Here is a 21,165-nt window from a genome sequence, read left to right on the forward strand (position 1 = left end):
TCCGATGGTCAGGCACCCACGGTGCTCAGGAAAATGCGCCACTGGGCCTTGGCGATGTCGGCGCCCTCGGCGCAGATGCTCTGCGCCTCGGCGGCCAGTTGCGGGGGCGGTGCGGGTTCGTCGTTGAGGCCGTAGCAGGGCATCGACCCGGCGAGCTGGCCGACCGTGGACCGGATCTCGCTCGCGGTGGTGAGCACCGCGCCGTAGAGCAGGTGCGCGTGCTCGGGGTTTCCGGCCGTCAGTGTCTGCGCCGTGGCGTCGGCGACGTCGGCCGCCGCCGACAACGCCGTGCCGCACACCGTGTCGGTCAGCGGCGTCTGGCGGGTGCAGCGATCCAGCCCCTCGGTGCCGGGATGCGCGGCCAGCGCGGCCTCGTAGGCGTCCCGGATGTCGCGTTCGACGGGCAGCTCCTCCGGTGTGGGCGCCGGAGCGGAGGTCGTGGTCGTGGGCGACGCGGCCGCCGAACTCCGCGGGGTCGCCGCGTCCTGCTCGCCCGCGCACGAGGCGAGCAGAGCGCCCGTGGCGAGGGCGAGCGCGGCCCGATTGGTCCATCCCATGCCGGTAAAGCTAGCCGCGAGCGCCGCTGAGCTGAGCGACCCTGGCCGGTAAGTGCCACGATCCGAAGTGGACCCAACCGCAGTGAAGGCCACCCTGCCTGCGCTCAACGCAGTGAAGGTGGCCTTCACTGCGGTCCGGCACTGCGGTCCGGACGAGCGGGCCAGGCGGGTCTCAGTGGGATTCGCGGCTGACCTTCGAGCCGCTGGAGCCGCGGAGGAAGTCGAGATCGGCGCCCGTGTCGGCCTGCCCGACGTGGTCGACGTAAAGCCGTTCCCAGCCACGGCGCGGGCTGGCGAAACCGTCGAGGGTGGCCCGGTTCGGCGTCCGCGCGCGCAGCTCGGGCTCGGGCACGTCGAGGTCGATCCTGCGTGCCGCGACGTCGAGGACGACGACGTCGCCGGTGCGCACGAGCGCGAGCGGGCCGCCCGCCGCCGCCTCGGGAGCGACGTGCAGCACGACGGTGCCGTACGCGGTGCCGCTCATCCGGCCGTCGCACACGCGGACCATGTCGCGCACGCCGTCGGCGAGCAGCTTCGCGGGCAGCGGCATGTTCGACACCTCCGGCATGCCGGGGTAGCCCTTGGGGCCGCAGCCACGCAGCACGAGCACCGAGTCGGCGTCGACGTCGAGGTCCGGGTCGTCGATGCGCGCGTGGAAGTCCTCGATGGAGTCGAACACGACCGCCCGGCCGCGGTGGCGGAGCAGATGCGGGGACGCCGCCGCCGGTTTGATGATCGCGCCGTCCGGGGCGAGGTTCCCGCGCAGCACGGCGATTCCGGCCTCCTCCTGCACCGGTTCGGCGCGGGAGTGGATCACGTCGGGGTCCCAGCTGCGGGCGTCGTCGAGGTGGTCGGTGAGGGCCTTGCCGGTGATGGTCAGCGCCGCGGGATCGAGCAGGTCGCGCACCTCGCGCAGCACGGGCAGGAGCCCGCCGGCACGGTGGAAGTCCTCCATGAGGTACTTGCCCGCGGGCTGCAGGTTCACCAGCAGCGGCACGCGGGAGCCGATGCGGTCGAAGTCGTCGAGGGTCAGCTCGATGCCCAGCCGTCCCGCGATCGCGAGCAGGTGGACGACGGCGTTGGTGGAGCCCCCGGTGGCGGCGAGCGCGACGATCGCGTTGTGGAACGACGCGCGCGTGAGCACGGTGCTGGGCCGCCGGTCCCGCGCGACCAGGTCCGTGACGAGCCTGCCGGTCTCGTGCGCCGATTCGAGCAGCCTGCTGTCGGGCGCGGGCGTACCGGCGAGTCCGGGCAGCACCGTGCCGAGCGCCTCGGCCAGGATCGCCATCGTCGACGCCGTGCCCATCGTGTTGCAGTGACCGCGGCTGCGGATCATCGCCGACTCGGAGCGCGTGAAGTCCTCGCGGTCGAGCGTGCCGCCACGGACCTCCTCCGACAGGCGCCACACGTCGGTGCCGCAGCCGAGCGGCGTGCCGCGGAACGTGCCGGTGAGCATCGGCCCGCCGGGCACCACGGCGGCGGGCAGGTCCACCGACGCCGCCGCCATCAGCAGCGCCGGGATCGTCTTGTCGCAGCCGCCGAGCAGGACGACGCCGTCGACCGGGTTGCCGCGCAGCATCTCCTCGGTCGCCATCGCCGCCATGTTGCGCCACAGCATCGCGGTGGGCCGCAGCTGTGTCTCGCCGAGCGACACGACGGGCAGGTTCAGCGCGATCCCGCCCGCCTCGTGGATGCCGTCCCTGACCGAGGAGGCCACCTCGTTCAGATGCGCGTTGCACGGCGTGAGGTCGGAGGCCGTGTTGGCGATGGCGATGTGCGGGCGCCCCGTGAACGCGCTGCCCGGCAGGCCGCGCCGCATCCACGCGCGATGGATGTAGGCGTTGCGGTCGTCGCCCGAGTACCACTCCGCACTGCGCAACTCTGCTGCCATCCCACGCACTATGCCCGCTCGGAGACGATCTCGGGAAGACCCCGTGTATCGCGGGCGCGGGCGGGGTAGGCGGAGGGAGTAGAGCGCAACCCGACGTGACGAGGAGGCGCGATGAAGCAACACGAGATCGTTGCGGCGGTACGCAGGACCGTGAACCTCTCCGACCCCGGGCACGCGGAGTCGGCGACCCGCGCCACGCTGTCAGTGCTGGGACAGCGGCTCGCCGGGGGCGAACCGAAGGACCTGGCGGCGCAGCTGCCGCCCGCTATCGCCGAGGCCCTGCCCACCACCGGCGGGGGCGAGCCGTTCGGGGTGGAGGAGTTCTACCGCAGGGTGGCCGAGGCCGAGGGTCGGGACTGCACCCAGGACAGCGCACGGGAGCACGCCCGTGCCGTGGTGGCCACGCTCAAGGAGGGCGTGAGCAAGGGCGAGTTCGACGACCTGGTCTCGCAGCTGCCCCGCGACTACCGGGACGACCTGCTCTCCACGGCGCCCATCGGCGAGCACCGCTGATGGAGCGCACACCCAGCCACGAGGCGAGCCGGGGGTTCGCCGCGGTGCCCGCCATCGTGCTCAACACCGCCGCCGACCCGTCCCAGTCCAAGGCGTGGCTGTGCGACGTGCTCGGCGTGAGCCCTGGCGACGTGAGCTGCCACCTCGACCCGCCGCGCGCGTACTTCGCGTGGCCCGAAGGCAAGGCGGAGCTGCGCGTCGACGGCGAGGGCGCGGGCGCGAGCACGGCACGGCTACGTCTCAGCGGTGACGGCGACCTCGCGCCCCGCGCACTGGACGCACTCGCGAGCCAGGTGGCCCAGAACCTCGACCCTGGCTAGGCCCCTCACGGCATCGGCATGCCCTCGCGGGCGAACTCGCGCTGGGAGAAGCCGATCAGCTCCCGGACCGTCGCCGTCGGGATGGTGCCCTCGGGATAGGCGATCACGATCGCGTTGGGCTCGACGTCGTCGGCGATACGGCGGTAGGCCAGCGGCAGTCCGTCGTAGGTGAAGTCGCCGTGCGGGCGGCCCATGATGATCGTGTAGCCGAGGCCTCTGGCGACCATCGAGCGGATGGTCTCGACGTTGGTGCTGCGCCAACGGACCTTCGGCTCGAAGCCCGCGGAACGCAGAATCGACTCGACGTGCGCGGTCGCGGGCTGCAACCCGAGCAGGATGGCGGTCTCGTCCTCCAGCTCGCGCAAGGGGATCTCGTCGAGCGCGGCCAGCCGATGTGAGGGCGCGAGCGCGATCTGCACGCGGACGGGCACGATCTCCTCGCTCGCCATGCCCGGCGTCAGGTGGTTGCGGTAGACGAGGACGACGTCCAGCTCTCCCGCGCGCAGTCGTTCCAGCAACAACGCGGAGGGGCCCTCCGAGATCTGCACGTCCACGCCGGGGTGGTGCTCGACGAAGTGGGCGACGATGCGCGGGAACAGCCACGGCGAGAGCGTGCTGAAGCAGCCGATGCGCAACGGGCCCGCCAGCTCGCCCCTGACGATGCGTGCGACGGAGTCGATGTCGGCAGAGCGGGCCAGCAGCTCACGCGCGTGCTCGTACACCCACCGGCCTGCGGGCGTGACCGTGACGCCCTTGCCGCGCCGACGGAGCGTGAGCTGCACCTTCAGCGTCGACTCCAGGTCCTTCAGCGCGAGCGACACGCTGCCGGCGGAGACGTGCAGGCGGCGCGCGGCGGAGGTGACCGAGCCCTCCTCGACCGCGGCCGTGAAGTACTGGAGCTGGCGGAGCGTGTAACCGGTCACTTCAAGGATCTTAAAGAACTTCTCCGGACTTTTGTCATTGTCTCAATCAAGCCCGCCACGCAGAGTGAGTGCGCGACCGGCCTGCGACGGCAGGGGAGAAGAAGGGCTTGACGATGGACACCGACAGGGCAGCGGCGCCCGAGCGAGAGCCGGAGACGCTGCGGGGACCCCAGATGCGGCGCATCCTCGCCTCCAGCTTCATGGGCAGCGCCATCGAGTTCTACGACTTCATGCTCTACGCGACGGCGGCCGCGGTCGTGTTCCCGCGGGTGTTCTTCGCGGAGCTGAACCCCGCGCTGGCCAGTTTCGCCGCGTTCGGCACGCTCGCGGCCGGCTACGTCGCCCGCCCGCTCGGCGGGCTCGTGTTCGGCCACTTCGGCGACCGGATCGGGCGCAAGGGCGTACTCGTGACATCGATGCTCGCGATGGGCATCGCCACCACCCTCATCGGCCTGCTGCCCTCCACCGCGCAGGCCGGTTCGGTGGCCGTGGTGCTGCTCGTGCTGCTGCGTGTCGTCCAGGGCATCGCGGTCGGCGGGGAGTGGGGCGGAGCGATGCTCATCGCCATCGAGCACGCGCCGGGCGGCAAACGCGGGTTCGCCGCGTCGTTCGCCAACCTGGGCGCCCCGGCGGGATCACTGCTGGCCGCGGGTGCGCTGTCGCTGGCCTCGCTCCTGCCCGACGCACAGTTCTTCAGCTGGGGCTGGCGGATCCCGTTCCTGCTCAGTGTCCTGCTGGTGAGCATCGGCCTGTTCATCCGGCTCAAGGTGGCCGAGAGCCCGTTGTTCCGGCAGTTCGAGGACGAGGCGCAGCACCGCCGGATCCCGATCGTGGAGGTGCTGACCCGGCATCCGAGAAACCTGGTGCTGGGCACGCTGGTGGCCATCAGCCAGCTGACCATCTCGGGCATCGCGAGCGTGTGGGCCGTCAACCACGCCGTGACGCAGGGCGCCGACAAGACCGGCGTGCTCAACTCGAAGGCGCTCGCTGCCATCGCGCTGTTCCTCGCGACCCTCGTCAGTGCGCGGCTGTGCGACCGGTTCGGGCGCAGGCCGATCCTCATCGGCGGGATCGTCGCCGCGATGCTGTTCGCCTACCCGCTGCTGTTGCTGGTGCAGAGCGGCACCGTCGCCGGGTTCACCGTCGCCGTGATGGTCGGGCAGGGCATCCAGGGCGTCATCCTCGGTCCGCTGGCCGCCTTCCTCGCCGAACTGTTCCCCACCTCGGTCCGGTTCACCGGCTCGTCGCTCTGCTTCCAGGGCGCCTCCACCCTCGGCGCCGGGTTCACGCCTGCCATCGCCGCCGCATTGGTCGGCGCGGCGGGCGGCGGGATCCTCCTGCTCGGCGGCGTCTGGATCGGCGCGCTCGCCGTCTGTCTGCTCGCCGCGTACCTCGCCACCGAGGGGCGCCGCCGCGACCTCGCCTCGATCCGCTGAGAAACCCCGCGACCGCAGAAAGGAATCCCGTGCCGATCATCGACGTGCACACCCACATGCTCACCCCCGCCTACCTGGAGACGCTGAGGAACACCGCCGACTGCCCGTACACCGTGCGCCGCAACGCCGCGGGCGCCGACGCCGTCTTCCGCGGCGACACAGGGTTCGTCACGCTCACGCCCGAGATGTTCGACTGGGACGCGCGCATCCGGGACATGGACGCCGCCGGGGTGGACGTGGCCGTGGTGTCGCTGACGTGTCCCAACGTGTACTGGGGCGGGCGGGAGACCAGCGCCGCCACGGCCGCCGCGATGAACGACGAGATGGGCCGTGCCGCCGCGGCCGCACCCGGCCGCGTCCGCTACCTCGCGTCGCTGCCCTGGGAGTACGCCGACGACGCCGTGCGCGAGCTGCACCGGGCCCGTTCGGCGGGCGCCGTCGGCGTGATGGTGCTCGCCAACGTCAACGGTGTCCCGCTCACCGACGAGCGCTTCGCCCCGGTGTGGGCCGAGATCGACCGGCTGGGCCTGCCCGTACTCGTGCACCCCACGGCCCCTCCCGGGCTCGAGGACATGTCGCTGACCGACTACCACCTCGTGTGGAGCACGGGGTTCACCTTCGACACGACGCTCGCGCTCGCCCGCATGATCATGGATGGCTTCTTCGACCGGTACCCGCGATTGAAGATCATCGGCGGGCACGCGGGCGGCTACCTGCCCTTCCTGATCAGCAGGCTCGACAAGGGCTTCGAGGCCTTCCCGCAGTGCCGCGCGCGGATCGACCGCGCACCGAGCAGCTACCTGTCGCAGATCTACGTCGACAGCATCGTCTACACGCGACAGGCGCTCGACTTCACCGTTGAGGTCTTCGGCGCGCAGAACGTGCTCTTCGGTAGCGACTATCCGCACAAGAACGGCCGGATGGAGGAGATCGCCGGCCTGGTCGGCGGCCTGCCTGCGCACGACCGTGAGCTGATCGAGAGCAAGAACGCCTCGGCCCTGTTCGGGATCTGAGCCCTACTCCGAGTGGCGCGCGAGGACGTGGTCCCGCGCGCCCTCGACGTGGGCGGTGATCACGCGCCGCAGCAGCGAGGCGTCGCGGGTGCGCAACGCCTCCACCATCGCGGCGTGCTCGTCGTCGATGCGGTCCAGCTCGTGTCCGGAGCGGACCCAGCGGCGGCTGTAGGGCTCCACGAGGTGCAGCAGCTGGTCGATGAAGCGCAGCGACAGCTTGCGCTCGGCGAGCTCGTAGATCCGCCGGTGGAACCGGTAGTTGACCACCGCCCTGCCCGCCGCGTCGGCGCCCATCGCGCGCATCTCGTCGGCGAGCGCCTGTAGCTCGTCGATGTCCCGATCACGGCAGCCGCGCACGATCTCGTCGGCGAGCGGCGGCTCCAGCTGCAGCCGCAGCTCGAAGAGGTCGACGATGTCGGCGCGGCTCAGCTCGGCGACGTGCATGCCGCGCTGGGGCAGCACCTCGATGAGGCCCTCGGCGGCCAGCGTGTGCAGCGCTTCGCGCAGGGGTATGCGGCTGACGTCCAGCTCCGCGGCCAGTTTCTCCTGGACGAGGCGGGTGCCGGGGAGCAGCTCACCGTGCCGGATCGACGTGCGCAGCCGCTCGGCGATGACGTTCGCGCTGTTGCCCGTTTTGGCCGCTGTGTTCACCGCCGGAGTCTAACCCCTTGCGTACGGACGCTGCGACTGTATACATTCGCAGCGGTTCGCCACTGCAGTGAAGGCCACCTTCACTGCAGTGGATCAACACAGCGGTGGCCTTCACTGCAGTGGGCTGCGAGCGAGGAGGGTCCGCGAGATGTCCCGTGCTGTCGACGTCGCCGTCATCGGGGGAGGGGTGCTCGGCCTCGCCACGGCGAGGGCGGTCCTACTCGCCGATCCGCGCCGCTCCGTGACCGTCCTCGAGAAGGAACCTCGCTGGGGAGCCCACCAGTCGGGCCACAACAGCAACGTCATCCACAGCGGCCTCTACTACCGCCCTGGCAGCCTCAAGGCACGGCTGGCGCGGGCGGGCGGCGAGGCGATGATCCGCTACTGCGAGCGGCACGACGTCCCCGTGCGGCGCACCGGCAAGATCGTGGTGGCCACCGCGGAGAAGCAGCTGCCCCGCCTGGACATGCTCGCCGAGCGCGGGCAGGCCAACGGCGTCACCGTGCGGCGGCTCGGCCGGCGCGAGATCGCCGAGCAGGAGCCGAACGTCGCCGGGATCGCGGCGCTCGCCATCGCCGAGACCGCCATGACCGACTTCGGCGCCGTGTGCCGCGCTATGGCGGACGAGCTGACCGGGCTCGGCGCGACCCTGCGCACGAACGCGCCCGCACTGTCGTTCGCCGGCGGGGGCGACCGCACGGTCATCCACACCGACGGCGAGGAGCTCCGTGCCCGTGTGCTCGTGAACTGCGCTGGCCTGCACAGCGATGTGGTCGCGCGCGCGGCAGGCGACCACCCGACGGTGCGGATCATGCCGTTCCGCGGCGAGTACACGGAGGTGCGGCCCGGACGCAGGGACGTCGTCAGCAACCCCGTGTACCCGGTGCCCGATCCGGACCTGCCGTTCCTCGGCGTGCACGTGACCCCGATGCTCGACGGCTCCGTCCACGTGGGACCCAACGCGGTGCCCGCGTTCGCGCGCGAGGGCTACCGCTGGCGCGACGTCGACCGGCACCTGCTGGCACAGCTCGCCCGCGACCCCGCGCTACGCGGCCTCGCCCGGAGGTACTGGCGCTACGGGCTCACCGAGATGGCCCGCTCGCTCGTGTGGCGGCTCTACGTGCGCGAGGTCCGCAAGCTCGTGCCCACGCTGGGCGGCGAGGACCTGCGCCGCCACGGCAGCGGCGTGCGCGCACAGGCGGTGCGCGACAACGGCGAGCTGGTGGACGACTTCGTCATCGACCGCACCGCGCGCGCGATCCACGTGCTCAACGCCCCGTCGCCCGCGGCGACGTCGAGCCTCCACATCGGAGCCCACATCGCGGCCGACGTCTTCGAGCACCTCGGCGAGAACGACCTCGCCCGTACCGTCCGCGCGGACACCGCCGCGGCCTGACAGCGAAGGAGAAGCCGGTGCGAGTTCCCGCCGAGCGGGTGCGGCAGCTGATCGTCGACGTCCTGACGGCGTGGGGCATGGACACCGACCTGGCGGGGACCACCGCCGACGTCATGGTCGGCACCGACCTCGCCGGCATCGACTCCCACGGTGTGTCGATGCTGATGACGTACGAGAAGTTCCGGAGCGAGGGCAGGATCGACCTGCGCGCGCGGCCGGTGGTGGTGCGGGAGAACGCCGCGTCGGCGCTCGTCGACGCCGGTGGCGGCATCGGTCACCCGGCGAGCGAGTTCGCGATGCGCAAGGCGATCGAGAAGGCCCGCGCCAGCGCGGTCGGTGTGGTGTCGGTGGTCAACTCCCACCACTTCGGCGCCGCGGGCCATTACGCCGAGCTGGCGGCGGCCGAGGGCCTCGTCGGATTGGTCACCAGCTCGGCGAACCTCTCGTGCGCGTCGCCGACCGGTTCCGTGGTGCCCCGGCTCGCGACCAACCCGATCGCGTTCGCCGCCCCGGCCCGCCGCAACCCGCACTTCCTGCTCGACATCGCCACCACCACCGCCGCGGTCAACAAGGTGAAGGTCTACGACTACCACCGCAAACCGCTGCCGCCCGGCTGGGTCCTTGACGAGGAGGGGCGGCCGGTGGAGGACGCGGCGGTCGCGATGCGGATCATCAAGGAGGACGACCTCGGCGGGCTGACCCCGCTGGGTGGCACGCCGGAGATGTCGAGCCACAAGGGCTACGGGCTCAGCATGATGGCGCACATCCTCGGCGCGACCCTGTGCGGCGGCACGTTCCCGGCGATCCGGGAGCGCGACGACCCGGACGCGCCGCACAACATCGGGCACTTCTTCCTCGCGCTGGACCCGGCGTTCTTCCGCGCGGCCGGCGTGTTCGAGGACGACCTCGACGACGCCATCGACCTCCTGCACGAGACCCCGCCGCTCGATCCGTCCTCGCCCGTGCTGGTGGCGGGCGACCCGCAGGCACGGGCACGCGAGGAGCGCACCCGCGACGGAATCCCGATGCCGCGGCCCCTGGTCGACCAGCTGCGGGACGTCGCTGAGCGGGCCGGGGTGGAGTTCGCGCTGTAGCGATCCCCGCTCAGCGGTGCGCGCTGTGCATGTCGGCCGTGTGCAGCGCGCTCCGCGCACGCCAGCGGGCGAGCACCCGCAGCAGCCGCTCCTTGGCCGCCTTCGCCTCGTCGTCCTCCGCCGTCCACAGGTTGCGCAGCTCGCCGGGGTCGGCGTCGAGGTCGAACAGCTGGCCCTCCTCGGAGTCGATGAACTCGACCAGTTTCCAGCGTTCGTCGCGCACCATCGTCATCAGCTCGGTGCCCGTGAGGATCATGTCCCGCGCGTGCTCGGAGAACACGTACTCGCGGCCCTGCCAGTCCTCGCCACGCAGCGCGGGCACGAGCGAACGTGCCTCCATCCACCCCGGTGGCTCGACCCCGGCGAGCTCCAGGATCGTCGGTCCGAGGTCCATCATGGACGTCAGCGCGTCGATCCTCCTGCCTCCCGCCACGCGGCCGGGTCCCCACACGATCGCGGGCACGCGCACGCTTGGCTCGTACATCGTCCACTTCTGACTGTGCCCGTGGTCGCCGAGGCAGTCGCCGTGGTCGGAGGTGAAGAGAATGACCGTGTCGTCGAGGACTCCGCGCCGTTCCAGCGCTTCCAGCAGCAGCCCGAGCTGCTCGTCGATCATCGTGATGTTGGCGTAGTAGTGCCTGCGCTGGCGTGCCGACTGCTCCTCGGTGGGCGCGGCGAGGTGCACGATCGCGTCGTGGTCGTTGGCCTGGTGGTGTTCGCGCAGCTCCTTGAGCGCACTCGGCTGACCGGCGAGGTCCTCATCGGACACCACGGGCAGCGGGACGTCGCGGTCGAGGTAGGGATCCAGGTGCCGCGGCACCGGGTCGTAGGGCGGGTGCGGGCCAGGGAAGCCGATCTGCAGGAAGAACGGCTCGTCGCCGGGATAGGTGTCGAGCCACCAGCGGGCGTGCCCTGACACGAAGACGTCGGAGTGCATGTCCTCGGGCAGCGTCCACTCGAACGCGCCGAGCCGCTCGCCGTAGTCGGCCCGCTCGCGGTAGGTCGTGCGCGTGGGCTTGCGCTCGCCGAGCATCCACAGTGCCTTGTCCCACTGGTCGTGGAAGAACGGGACGTTCGGGTGGTCGCGGTCCTTGTTCTCCACCACCGTGCGCTCGTGGAAGCCCATCGGCGTCTCCCACGGGTGCGTGTGCATCTTGCCGACGTTCACGCAGCGGTAGCCGGACTCCGCCAGCGTCTCCACCCACGAGTGCCGCCACACCTCCTCGTTGCGCAGCACGCCGAGGCTGTGCGGGTACACGCCCGTGAAGAGGCTCGCCCGCGACGGCGAGCACGACGGCGCGCTCACGTAGGTGCGGGTGAACGCGGTGCCCTCGCGCACGAGCCGGTCGAGGTTGGGTGTGTCGACGTGGTCGTGGCCCAGTGCGGCGATGGTGTCGAACCGTTGCTGGTCGGTGATGATCAGAACGATGTTCGGGCGGCTGGCTGACGGCATGTGCTGACGCGTTCCTTTCACTGCGGGGTGTTCACGAGTTCGTCGCGATAGGTCTCGGAGGCGAGCAGGATGCAGCCGAAGCTGACGAGGCAGACGAGTCCCATGTAGATCGCGACGGGCCAGTAGGACTGGGCGAACGCGGCCGCGAGCGCCGTCGCGATCGCGGGGGTCGGGGCGCCGCCGATGAGCGCGGAGGACTGGTAGGCCACGCCGAGGCCGGTGTAGCGGGTGCGGGTGGCGAACAGCTCCGCGAAGAGCGTGCCCTGGATCGCGAACATGCAACCGGTGCCGACCGCGAGCATCACCACGATGATCGCCCAGACGGCCAGTGTGTTGCCGCCGTCGAGGATGGGGAAGTAGGCGAAGCCGAGCCCGCCGCACAGCACGATGCCGAACAGGTACACGGGCCGCCTGCCGACGCGGTCGGAGAGGTGGCCGATCAGCGGGATCGTGGCGATCTCGACGGCGGAGGCGATCACGAAGCCGGTGAGCATCACGTGCTCGGGCAGGCCCAGCTGCGTGGTGGCGAACGCGATGCCGAAGACGTTGATGACGTTGAACGTCACCGCATCGGCCAGGCGCGCGCCCGTGGCGATGAGGATGTTCTTCGGGTGCTCGCGCAGCAGCGCCAGGAACGGGAACCGCGGCGCGCTGCGCTCCTCGCCGGTGAACGCGGCGGTCTCGGGCAGGTTCCTGCGGATGTAGAACGCGACGAGCACGAACAGGCCGCTCAGCAGGAACGGGATGCGCCACGCCCATCCCTCGACGACGTCCCTGGGCAGCAGCTGCACGAGCGCGAACACGCCGGTGGCGGTGAGCAGCCCGATCGGCGTGCCCATCTGGTGGATGCTGCCCATGATCCCGCGCTTGCCTCGCGGTGCGTTCTCGAGCGCCACCAGCGCGCCGCCACCGAACTCGCCGCCGATGCCGAGCCCCTGCACCAGGCGGAACGTGATCAGCAGGATCGGGGCGAGCACGCCGATCGAGGAGTACGTGGGCAGCAGGCCGATCAGGAACGTGCCGCCGCCCATCAGGCTCACGGTGATCATCAGCATGCGCCGCCTGCCGACGCGGTCGCCGAAGTGGCCGAACAGCACCGCGCCGAGCGGGCGGGTGACGAAGCCGCCCGCGAACGCGCCGAACGACTGGATCATGGCGGCCGTCGGCGAGGAGCCGGGGAAGAACAGCGTCGGGAACACCAGCCCCGCGGCGATGCCGAACAGGTAGAAGTCGTACCACTCCAGAAACGACCCGGACACCGACGCGATGAGCGCGCGTCGCGTGGTGGCCCGGCTCGCCGTCGCGGTGCCGGTGCTCGCCTCGGCCATGTGATCTCCCGCCGTTGGGCTCTCATATGAGCGAACTTAACTCTCAGATGTGAGGCATCATGGATCGTGGCGGCGGGCGGAGTCAAGCCCGGATGCGGTTCACGGCGCGACGGGCGGGAGACTTGAGAGCGGGAATCGTGCCAGGAGGAGGACGAAACGTGGTCGATGACGGATCCGCGCCGCTGCCGGCTGGAGAACCGTCGGCGGTCGAACGCGAGGCACTCGCCAGCGGCGACGAGACCACGCTGGCGATCACGATCTCCCGGCGCTACTACTTCCAGGAACAGTCGAAGGTCACCATTGGCAAGGCGCTCGGGTTGAGCCGCTTCCAGGTCGCGCGGCTGCTGCAGGAGGCCCGCCGCGACGGGCTCGTGCGCATCGAGATCGGCAGGCCCGGCCGTGTCGATGCGGACCTGTCCGCCCGGCTGCGTGACGAACTGGGCATCGACAGGGCCGTGGTGATCGAGAGCGCGGGCGGCGGGGTCGACCAGCTCGGCAGGGCGCTGGCAGGCACGCTGGCCGAGGAGTCCACCGAGGCCAGCGTGGTGGGGCTGACGTGGAGCCGTGCGCTGGTGTCGATGGCCCGGCACATCCGCAGGCTCAGCGCGCACTCGGTGCTCCAGCTCGCCGGAGCCCTGTACCCGCCGGACGGCGTGCCGGGGTCGGTCGAGGTCGTGCGCACGGTCGCCGCGGCCGCGGGCGGGGCCGCGGCGCACCCGATCTACGCGCCGCTCGTCGTGTCCGACGTCGACACCGCGGAGGGGCTACGCCGCCAGCCCGAGATCGCGGCGGCGATGGAACGGTTCCGGCAGCTCGACATCGCGCTCATCTCCGTCGGGGCGTGGCAGCCGGGCGGATCCGCGGTGTACGACCTGCTCACCCCGGCCGAGCAACAGCGGCTCGCCGACGCGGGCGCGTGCGGGGAACTCTCCGGCCGCGTCTTCGACCGCGACGGCAAGCCCGTGCCCAGCGACCTCGACGACCGGGTGGTGGGCATCGACTCGCAGACCCTGCGTGCGGTGCCGAAGCTCATCACGTCCAGCTACGGCGCCCACCGCGCCCAGGCCACGCGCGCGGCGGTCGCGACCGGGTGCGTGCACACCCTCGTGGCCGATGACGAACTGGCCCGGGCCCTCCTCTCTGGCGCCTAGCGTGCGGTAGAACGGTGGCCTCGCAGGTGGGGGCGCCGCTGCAGTGAAGGCCACCTTCACTGCGGTCAACGCAGTGAAGGTGGCCTTCACTGCGGTCGGGGTGGTGGTGCCCGCGCCTAGGCTTCGGTGAGCGAGGCTCGCAGCTCCGCCTGGCTCTTGAACAGCGTGCCCGCCGTGGGCAGGGCGTCGCGGTCCGGCCAGGTTTCCGTGTCCCACAACGACGAGCGCGTGAAGGCCCGGCCACAGTGGACGAACAGCTCGCCGACCTCCACCGTGATCGCCAGGTCCGGCGCTGTGCCGTTCACCGCCAGCCGCTCCAGCAGCGGGCCCTCACGCACGATCGTGGCCCTGCCGTTGACCCGCAGCGTGTGGTCGACGCCCGGGACGACGAACAGCATGCCGACCTGATCGTTGCGCAGGATGTTGCGCATGCTGTCCACGCGCCGGTTGCCGTTGCGGTCGGCGAAGGCGAGCGTGCGGCCGTCGCCGAGGACGAGCACGGTGCCGGCCGGGTCGCCGCGCGGTGACACGTCCACGGTGCCGTCGTCGGCGCTCGTGGCGAGCAGGAAGAACGGCGAAGCCTCCAGGAACCGCCGCGACTCGTCGTCGATCCCGGCCACCGGTTTGTCGAGGATCACCTGCGCGGGCTCCTCCACCACCTCGCGCAGCTCGTCCTCCGTGGACACCGCCTTCATGGTGTGGTGCCTGCCGATGGGCACGATCAGCGGGGTCGCCGAGACGGGGTCGGGCACCACCCGGCACGGCAGCCCGAACACCTCGCGCACCAGCTCCTCCGAGACCACCGCGGCGGGCGCGCCCTCGGCCACCGGCTCGCCGTCCTTGAGCAGCAGAAGGTGATCGGCGTAGCGGCAGGCGAGGCTGAGATCGTGCAGCACGGTGACGATCGCGGTGTCCTCGGCGTGGTTGAGGTCGGCGAGCAGGTCGAGCAGCTCCACCTGCTCGGCCACGTCGAGCAACGTCGTCGGCTCGTCGAGCAGCAGCACGCCCGTGCGCTGGGCCAGCGCCATCGCGATCCACACGCGCTGACGCCAGGCGGCGGACAGCTCGTCGACGGGCCGGTCGGCCAGCTCCAGCGTGCCGGTGGCCCGCATGGCCCCTGCCACGGCCTCGTCGCCGGCACCCGGGCCGAGGCCGACGACATCCGCCACCGTGATGCCCTCCGGCGCGGACGGCAGGAGGCCGAGCTTCCCCGCGACCTCCACGCCCGGCAGCGTGTGGATGGCCTTGCCGTCGAGGCACGTGGCGGCCGACCGCAGCGCCCGCGCCCGCTCGCGCAGCAGAGCCGACCTGCCGGAGCCCTGAGGCCCGGCGATCACGGTGAAACCCGGCTGGTCCGGCACGTCGCGGTCAGCCCGCGAGCGCGTCGGCGAACATCGGCACCGTCTTGTCCAGCGCGTAGGACAGGCCGACCACCGAGGCGCTCGAGAACGCCTGCGACACCGTGGGGTCGCTCAGCACCACGCTGCGCCCGTCCTTGACCGAGGGAATGTTCCGGTACAGCGGGTCACGGGTGGCCTGGTCGGCTTCGACGCCGATGGGGAACAGCACCGTCAGGTCGGCGTCGAGCAGGTCGAGCCGCTCGTTCGAGATCGGCACCCAGAAGTCGTCACCGGCGAGCTCCTGCACCGTCGGCGAATTGACGAACCCGAGCTGCTCCAGGAACTCGACCCGGCCGTCACCGTTGACGTAGGCGCCCCACGACTCGGCGGTGCGCGCGGCGACGGCCACCGTGGTGTCCTTGAACTCGGGGTGGTCCTGCGCGGCCCTGGTGAACTTCGCCTCGAGGTCGTCGTGCAGCTGCCTGGCCTCGTCCTGCTTGCCCAGTGCCTTGCCGATCAGGTCGAGCTGGTCCTGCCACGAGGTCAGGTAGGCGTCGGCGCCCTCGGGGACGCTCACCACCGGCACACCGAGCTGGCTGAGGCGGTCGTAGCGCTCGCGGTCGCCGCTCGCGCGGGTGTCGAGGATGAGGTCGGGGTTCAGCCCGGCGAGCTGTTCCAGGTTCGGTTCCATCGTGCCGAGCTGGGCGGGCGGGTTGGTGTAGCGCTGTTCGACCCACGGTCCGAGGCCGTCGCCGCCGACGGCGAGCCAGTCGCTGACGCCGACCGGCTCGACGCCGAGCGCGAGCGCCACCTCGGCGTCGCTCCAGCCGAGCGCCACCACGCGCTGCGGCGCCTTCTCGATCGTCACGTCGCCGAACTTGGTGTCGACCGTGACGGGGAAGCCGGTGCCCGTGTTGGTCTGCGCCTGGCCCGTGTCCTCGCCGCCCTCGTCACCGCCCGTCGAGCAGCCCGCGAGTGCTACGAGCACACCGGCGAGCAGCACGGCGAGACCTCGACGGACCGGGGAGAGGGCAGTGCGCATGGCGGGTGGCCTTTCGCGGGACGGCTCTTAGCTGTGGCTACCCTAACTTCCGATCCTCGTTCTGAGTACGTCCGGTTCGATGACGACGATCACACGGTCTTGAGCAGGGTCGTCACCAGCTCGGCCACCTGGCCGGTCTCGATCAGGAACCCGTCGTGGCCGTACTCCGAGGTGAGCACCCACGGCTGTCCGGAACCCGGCAGCGCGGCGGCCAGCTCACGCTGCTGCCGAAGCGGGTACAGCCGGTCGCTGTCGATTCCGGCCACGACCGTCGTGGCGGTGACCCCGCGCAGCGCGGCCGCGACGCCGCCCCGGCCCCTGCCGACGTCGTGGGTGTTCATGGCTTCGGCCAGGCGCAGATAGCTGTTGGCGTCGAAGCGGCGGGCCAGCTTCGCCGCGTGGTGGTCCAGATAGGACTCGACGGCGAACCGGCCGCCGGAGAGCGGGTCCTCGCCGGGCTGCGGGTCGCCGTCGAACCGGGCGGCCAGTTCCGGTTCGCTGCGGTAGGTCAGGTGCGCGATGCGCCGCGCGATCCCGAGCCCGCGGTGCGGCCCGTCTCCGTCCGGGGCGAAGTAGTAGTCACCGCCCCGGAACCCGGGGTCGGCCCTGATCGCCGCGAGCTGGGCCGAGGTCCAGCCGATCTGGTCGGCGCCGGAGCGGGCGGGTGCGGCGAGGACCGCGAGCCGCCGCACGCGCCGCGGCTGCGAGACGCCCCATTCGAGCGCGCGCATGCCGCCCATCGACCCGCCGAGCACGAGCGCCCACGAGGCGATGCCGAGCTCGTCGGCCAGCGCGACCTCGGCGGTCACGAGGTCGCGGATCGTCAAGTGCGGGAACCGGCTGCCCCACGGCAGGCCGTCCGGCGACGTCGACGCCGGTCCGGTGCTGCCCTGGCAGCCGCCGAGCGCGTTGGGTGCCACGACGAACAGCTCGCCGGTGTCGAGCGCCCTGCCCGGCCCGACCAGGCCGTCCCACCAGCCCGGGCCGGGATGGCCGGGCTGCGCGGGTCCCGCCACGTGGCTGTCGCCGGTGAGCGCGTGCAGCACCAGCACCGCGTTGGAGCCGTCGGCGGCGAGCTCGCCCCACGTCTCGTAGGCGAGGCGGTAGCCGGGCAGCACACCGCCGCGCTCCAGCGCGAGCGGCCGCGGGGAGCGGAACCACCGCCGCCGGCCGGGCGGGTCTCCCTCGCGCCAGGCGCCGCTGACCGGAAGGAGACCGCCCGTCCGGTCGGTCACAGCTTGTCCTTGGCCGCCCGGAAACCCGCCTCGAGGTCGGCCTTGAGATCCTCGATGTGCTCCAGTCCCACCGACAGCCGCACGAGGCCGGGGGTGACGCCCGTGACGGTCTGCTCGTCGGCGGTGAGCTGCGAGTGGGTGGTGCTCGCCGGGTGGACGATGAGGCTGCGCACGTCGCCGATGTTCACGAGCTGGCTGAACAGCTCGGTGCCGTCGACGAACGCCCGGCCCGCCTCGACGCCGCCGCGCAGGTCGAACGACACCACCGCGCCCGCGCCCTTCGGCAGGTACTTCCGGGCCGCCGCGTACCACGGGCTCGACGGCAGCCCCGCGTAGTAGACGGCCGCCACCTCGTCGCGGGCCTCCAGCCACTCGGCGAGGGCCTGCGCGTTGGCGACGTGCCGTTCCAGTCGCAGCGACAGCGTCTCGATCCCCTGCAGCACCAGGAAGCTCGTCAGCGGGGCGATCGCGGCGCCGGTGTCGCGCAGCAGCTGCACGCGCAGCTTCGCGGCGAACGCGCCGGGGCCGAGCGCCTCCCAGTACCGCAGGCCGTGGTAGCTCGGGTCCGGTTCGGAGAAGTCGGGGAACCGCTCGGTGTGGGCGCCGAAGTCGAACGTGCCGCCGTCCACCACGACGCCGGCGATGGCGGTGCCGTGCCCGCCGAGGTACTTCGTCGCCGAGTGCACCACGATGTCCGCGCCGTGTTCCAGCGGGCGCAGCAGGTACGGCGTGGGCACCGTGTTGTCCACCACGAGCGGCACGCCGACCTCGTGAGCCAGAGCGGCGACCGCCTCGATGTCGAGGACGTTGGACCTCGGGTTGCCGAGCGTCTCGGCGAAGAACAGCTTGGTGTTGGGCCGCACCGCCGCCCGCCACTGACCCAGGTCGTCGGGATCGTCCACGAAGGACACCTCGATGCCGAGCTTCGGCAGCGTGTAGTGGAAGAGGTTGTAGGTGCCGCCGTAGAGCGAGGCGCTGGACACGAAGTGGTCGCCTGCGCGCGCGAGGTTGAGGATGGTCGCGGTCTCGGCGGCCTGGCCCGAGGCGAACGCCACGGCGGCGACCCCGCCCTCCAGCGCGGCGACGCGCTGCTCGAACACGTCCTGCGTCGGGTTGTTGATGCGCGTGTAGATGTTGCCCGGCTCGGCGAGGCTGAACAGGTCGGCGCCGTGCTGCGTGTCCCGGAACACGTACGACGTCGTCTGGTAGATCGGCGTCGCCCGCGCTCCGGTCGCCGGGTCGGGGGTGGCCCCGGCGTGGATCTGCTGCGTCTCGAACGACCAGCTCGCCGGTGTCTGCGTCATGGGATCTCCCTCTGTGTTCGGAAAACTCTGTGTCCGGACCAGAGTTAGCGGACGCGGGGTGTGCGGGACACCCCTTCCCAGCACGCGGAACGAACGCGGATTTCTCCTGGAGAGAAAGGAATTCCGGATAGCACGACCGGGTGAGCGAGCAGCGGATCACTTGCCTTGCGGTGGTGGACATGACCGGCCGTCGCCGGAGCGGTGGGGCGGCGAAGGGCGGCTACCAGCGCCTCGACGCCGACCGTGACCGTCGTGCTCGTACAGGCGGCCCAGTTCGCAGGGAACCGGTCGGCACGCAAGGCGTTACGGCAGAGCGGGCAGGGCTCGCCGGTGCCCCGCCCGCCTCGCCGTCACGGCGTGAGGTCGATCGCGGAGCGGAACGAGCCGTCCATGTAGAACGGCGTCGACGTGTGCTCGTGGGTGATCCGCCACGTGCCCTCGATCCGGCGCAGGCACACGGTGGCGCGGTACCAGAGGTCGAAGCCCTCCGCCGAGCCGCGCGGCACGGCCGACATCCGGTTCAGGCTGTGGCAGAAGGCGACGTCGCCGCCCACGGTGACGTCGAGGTCGCGGACCTCGGCGTCCACGGGGCCGTCGAACGTCGCCAGCCATGCGCGCACGCCGTCCGCGTCGAGCACCTCGGCGCCGGTGTGCCGCAGCGGCGGCGCGAGGTCGAACTTCACGGTCTCCGCCGTGTAGCGGGCGACGAGCGCATCGGCGTCGCCCGCGCGCAGCGCTTCGGTCTGTTCCGCGATCACGTCGCGGACCTCGGCCTCGGCCCGGCTCAGTACGGTGCTGTTCATCGGATCCTCCTCGGTCGGGCACCCCTCTCGGTGCCGCTCACCGGGGTGTAGAAGCCGGAGCGGCGATTTCGACGCCCATCGGTGAGAGAATTCGCGGGAGTTCCGGGAGGCATCGGTGAAGTACGTGATCCTGATCTACGGCAATCCCGCGTCGCGTGAGCTCTGGTCGCGGCTCACGCCCGAGCAGCGGCGGGAGGGGCTCGCCGACTACGCCGCGCTGGACGCCGACCTCGCCGCGTCGGGGGAGATGATCGTGTCCGAGGCGCTCGCCGATCCGGCGAAGACCACGCGGGTCACCGTGCGCGAGGGCACCACGCTGACCAGCGACGGGCCGTTCGCCGAGGCCAAGGAGCTGCTCGCCGGGTTCTTCCTGGTCGACTGCGAGAGCACCGAGCGGGCCGTCGAGATCGCCGCGCGGGTGCCGGAGGCCGCGTTCGGCCTTGTGGAGGTGCGTCCCGTGGTGGAGCTCGACGAGCTGGCGGGGTGAACGAGCCCGCCGCTTTCGAGGGCCTGCTGCGCGAGCTGGCCCCGCGCGTCGTCGCCGTGCTCGTGCGCCGCTACGGCGGGTTCGACGCGTGCGAGGACGCCGTGCAGGAGGCGCTCCTCGCCGCGGTGCGCCAGTGGCCGGACGAGGGTGTGCCCGCCAACCCGATGGGCTGGCTCGTCACCACCGCCTCGCGCAGGCTGATCGAGCTGTGGCGCAACGAGTCGGCGCGCAGGCGGCGTGAGGAGGTGGTGGCCGCGCAACCCGAGCCGGAGCCCGCGCCGGGCGTCGACGACACGCTCACGCTGCTCATGCTGTGCGCTCACCCGTCGCTGACGCCCGCGTCGCAGGTGCCGCTGACCCTGAGGGCGGTCGGCGGGCTGACGACCGCGGAGATCGCACGGGCGTTCCTCGTGCCGGAGGCGACCATCGCGCAGCGCGTCAGCAGGGCCAAGCAGCGCATCAGGGCCTCCGGTGCCGAGTTCCGGCTCCCGCCCGAGGCGGAGCGCTCCGAGCGGCTCGGCGCGGTGCTGCACGTGCTGTACCTGGTCTTCAACGAGGGCTACACCGCCAGTTCGGGGGAGACGCTGCAGCGCGTGGAGCTGAGCGAGGAGGCGATCCGGCTCACCCGGCAGCTGCACGAGCTGGTGCCCGGCGACGGAGAGGTGGCGGGCCTGCTCGCGCTGATGCTGCTCACCGACGCGCGGCGGCCCGCGCGTGCCCGCGACGACGGCACGCTCGTGCCGCTCGCCGAGCAGGACCGGTCGCGGTGGAACGCCGCCGCGATCGCGGAGGGCACGCAGCTGCTCACCCGCACCCTGGAGCGGGCGCCGATCGGGCCCTACCAGCTGCAGGCCGCGATCGCGGCCGTGCACGACGAGGCGGCGAGCGTCGAGGACACCGACTGGCGGCAGATCCTTACGCTGTACGACCTGCTGGAGGCCGTCGCGCCGGGCCCGATGGTGACGCTCAACCGCGTGGTCGCGGTGGCGATGGTCCACGGCCCCGAGCGCGGCCTTGCCGAGCTGGCCGAGGCCGAAAGCGACCGGGCGCTCGCGGGGCACCACCGGGTCGACGCCGTCCGGGCGCACCTGCTGGAGCTGGCCGGGGACGCGGAGTCCGCGCGCGAGCACTACCGCAGGGCCGCCCGCCGCACGCTGAGCCTGCCCGAGCGGCGGTACCTGGAGTCCCGCGCCGCCCGGTGACGGGAATCATGCGGGATCTTTCGCCC

20 protein-coding genes are annotated in these 21,165 nt (G+C 71.7%); 9 read left to right on the forward strand and 11 right to left on the reverse strand.

The genetic code is table 11. The annotated features are described in order from the left end of the window. Positions 1 to 8: 8 nt before the first annotated feature. Positions 9 to 557 (reverse strand): hypothetical protein, encoded by a 549-nt coding sequence (locus BA062_RS35575; RefSeq protein ID WP_110343545.1) that lies wholly within the window; start codon positions 555 to 557, stop codon positions 9 to 11. 172 nt (positions 558 to 729) lie between these two features. Then, complete coding sequence (locus tag BA062_RS35580) at positions 730 to 2,448, reverse strand: dihydroxy-acid dehydratase (protein WP_110343546.1); 1,719 nt, start codon at positions 2,446 to 2,448, stop codon at positions 730 to 732. 111 nt (positions 2,449 to 2,559) lie between these two features. Here BA062_RS35580 and BA062_RS35585 point away from each other — a divergent pair, with 111 nt between their 5' ends. Together BA062_RS35585 and BA062_RS35590 are read left to right on the forward strand one after the other, a co-directional pair. Continuing rightward, entirely contained in the window at positions 2,560 to 2,961 is a 402-nt protein-coding gene (locus BA062_RS35585) for a DUF2267 domain-containing protein (protein WP_110343547.1), read from the forward strand. Beyond that, complete coding sequence (locus BA062_RS35590) at positions 2,961 to 3,281, forward strand: hypothetical protein (protein ID WP_110343548.1); 321 nt, start codon at positions 2,961 to 2,963, stop codon at positions 3,279 to 3,281. The genes BA062_RS35585 and BA062_RS35590 overlap by 1 nt, the downstream gene beginning before the upstream one ends. 5 nt (positions 3,282 to 3,286) lie before the next feature. On the opposite strand, the gene BA062_RS35595 is transcribed toward BA062_RS35590, so the two are convergent. Further along, a complete protein-coding gene (locus BA062_RS35595; RefSeq protein ID WP_110343549.1) occupies positions 3,287 to 4,204 on the reverse strand; it encodes a LysR family transcriptional regulator in 918 nt (305 codons plus the stop codon). Positions 4,205 to 4,317: 113 nt separating this feature from the next. Here BA062_RS35595 and BA062_RS35600 point away from each other — a divergent pair, with 113 nt between their 5' ends. Further along, positions 4,318 to 5,640, forward strand: coding sequence for an MFS transporter (locus BA062_RS35600; RefSeq protein WP_110343550.1), 1,323 nt, complete (start codon positions 4,318 to 4,320; stop codon positions 5,638 to 5,640). A 29-nt stretch (positions 5,641 to 5,669) separates the two neighbouring features. After that, entirely contained in the window at positions 5,670 to 6,653 is a 984-nt protein-coding gene (locus BA062_RS35605; protein WP_110343551.1) for an amidohydrolase family protein, read from the forward strand. Positions 6,654 to 6,656: 3 nt separating this feature from the next. Here the strand turns inward: BA062_RS35605 and BA062_RS35610 are convergent, their stop codons facing one another. Further along, a complete protein-coding gene (locus tag BA062_RS35610; RefSeq protein WP_110343552.1) occupies positions 6,657 to 7,304 on the reverse strand; it encodes a GntR family transcriptional regulator in 648 nt (215 codons plus the stop codon). 148 nt (positions 7,305 to 7,452) lie between these two features. Here BA062_RS35610 and lhgO point away from each other — a divergent pair, with 148 nt between their 5' ends. Both lhgO and BA062_RS35620 read left to right on the forward strand, forming a co-directional pair. Further along, a complete protein-coding gene (gene lhgO / locus BA062_RS35615; protein ID WP_110343553.1) occupies positions 7,453 to 8,700 on the forward strand; it encodes an L-2-hydroxyglutarate oxidase in 1,248 nt (415 codons plus the stop codon). A 17-nt stretch (positions 8,701 to 8,717) separates the two neighbouring features. Beyond that, complete coding sequence (locus tag BA062_RS35620) at positions 8,718 to 9,794, forward strand: Ldh family oxidoreductase (protein ID WP_110343554.1); 1,077 nt, start codon at positions 8,718 to 8,720, stop codon at positions 9,792 to 9,794. 10 nt (positions 9,795 to 9,804) lie between these two features. Here BA062_RS35620 and BA062_RS35625 read toward each other — a convergent pair whose 3' ends face one another. Together BA062_RS35625 and BA062_RS35630 are read right to left on the reverse strand one after the other, a co-directional pair. Next, a complete protein-coding gene (locus BA062_RS35625) occupies positions 9,805 to 11,247 on the reverse strand; it encodes a sulfatase family protein (RefSeq protein ID WP_110343555.1) in 1,443 nt (480 codons plus the stop codon). A gap of 17 nt (positions 11,248 to 11,264) precedes the next feature. Beyond that, entirely contained in the window at positions 11,265 to 12,575 is a 1,311-nt protein-coding gene (locus BA062_RS35630) for an MFS transporter (RefSeq protein WP_110343556.1), read from the reverse strand. A gap of 158 nt (positions 12,576 to 12,733) precedes the next feature. Here BA062_RS35630 and BA062_RS35635 point away from each other — a divergent pair, with 158 nt between their 5' ends. Continuing rightward, positions 12,734 to 13,726: a sugar-binding transcriptional regulator gene (locus BA062_RS35635; protein WP_168214185.1), complete on the forward strand. Its 993-nt coding sequence runs from the start codon at positions 12,734 to 12,736 to the stop codon at positions 13,724 to 13,726. Positions 13,727 to 13,842: 116 nt separating this feature from the next. Here BA062_RS35635 and BA062_RS40820 read toward each other — a convergent pair whose 3' ends face one another. The 5 genes from BA062_RS40820 to BA062_RS35660 form a co-directional block, all read right to left on the reverse strand. Further along, positions 13,843 to 15,087 (reverse strand): MSMEG_1061 family FMN-dependent PPOX-type flavoprotein, encoded by a 1,245-nt coding sequence (locus BA062_RS40820; protein ID WP_110343558.1) that lies wholly within the window; start codon positions 15,085 to 15,087, stop codon positions 13,843 to 13,845. 7 nt (positions 15,088 to 15,094) lie between these two features. Continuing rightward, positions 15,095 to 16,108 carry an iron-siderophore ABC transporter substrate-binding protein gene (locus BA062_RS35645; RefSeq protein ID WP_110343559.1) on the reverse strand — a complete coding sequence of 338 codons (1,014 nt, stop codon included), beginning with the start codon at positions 16,106 to 16,108 and terminating at the stop codon, positions 15,095 to 15,097. Positions 16,109 to 16,197: 89 nt separating this feature from the next. Further along, a complete protein-coding gene (metX, locus tag BA062_RS40375; protein WP_110343560.1) occupies positions 16,198 to 17,343 on the reverse strand; it encodes a homoserine O-acetyltransferase MetX in 1,146 nt (381 codons plus the stop codon). Continuing rightward, the gene (locus tag BA062_RS40380) at positions 17,340 to 18,647 is read right to left on the reverse strand and encodes a bifunctional o-acetylhomoserine/o-acetylserine sulfhydrylase (RefSeq protein WP_110343561.1); all 1,308 of its coding nucleotides are present in this window, start codon (positions 18,645 to 18,647) and stop codon (positions 17,340 to 17,342) included. Before BA062_RS40380 ends, metX begins: the two co-directional genes overlap by 4 nt. Positions 18,648 to 18,997: 350 nt before the next feature. Continuing rightward, positions 18,998 to 19,450, reverse strand: a complete 453-nt coding sequence (locus BA062_RS35660; protein WP_110343562.1) for a YybH family protein — start codon at positions 19,448 to 19,450, stop codon at positions 18,998 to 19,000. 115 nt (positions 19,451 to 19,565) lie between these two features. Here BA062_RS35660 and BA062_RS35665 point away from each other — a divergent pair, with 115 nt between their 5' ends. Both BA062_RS35665 and BA062_RS35670 read left to right on the forward strand, forming a co-directional pair. After that, a complete protein-coding gene (locus BA062_RS35665) occupies positions 19,566 to 19,937 on the forward strand; it encodes a YciI family protein (RefSeq protein ID WP_110343563.1) in 372 nt (123 codons plus the stop codon). After that, positions 19,934 to 21,139: an RNA polymerase sigma factor gene (locus BA062_RS35670; RefSeq protein WP_110343564.1), complete on the forward strand. Its 1,206-nt coding sequence runs from the start codon at positions 19,934 to 19,936 to the stop codon at positions 21,137 to 21,139. Before BA062_RS35665 ends, BA062_RS35670 begins: the two co-directional genes overlap by 4 nt. Positions 21,140 to 21,165: the final 26 nt, after the last annotated feature.

This window comes from Prauserella flavalba (assembly GCF_003202235.1).
GTDB lineage: Bacteria > Actinomycetota > Actinomycetes > Mycobacteriales > Pseudonocardiaceae > Prauserella_A > Prauserella_A flavalba.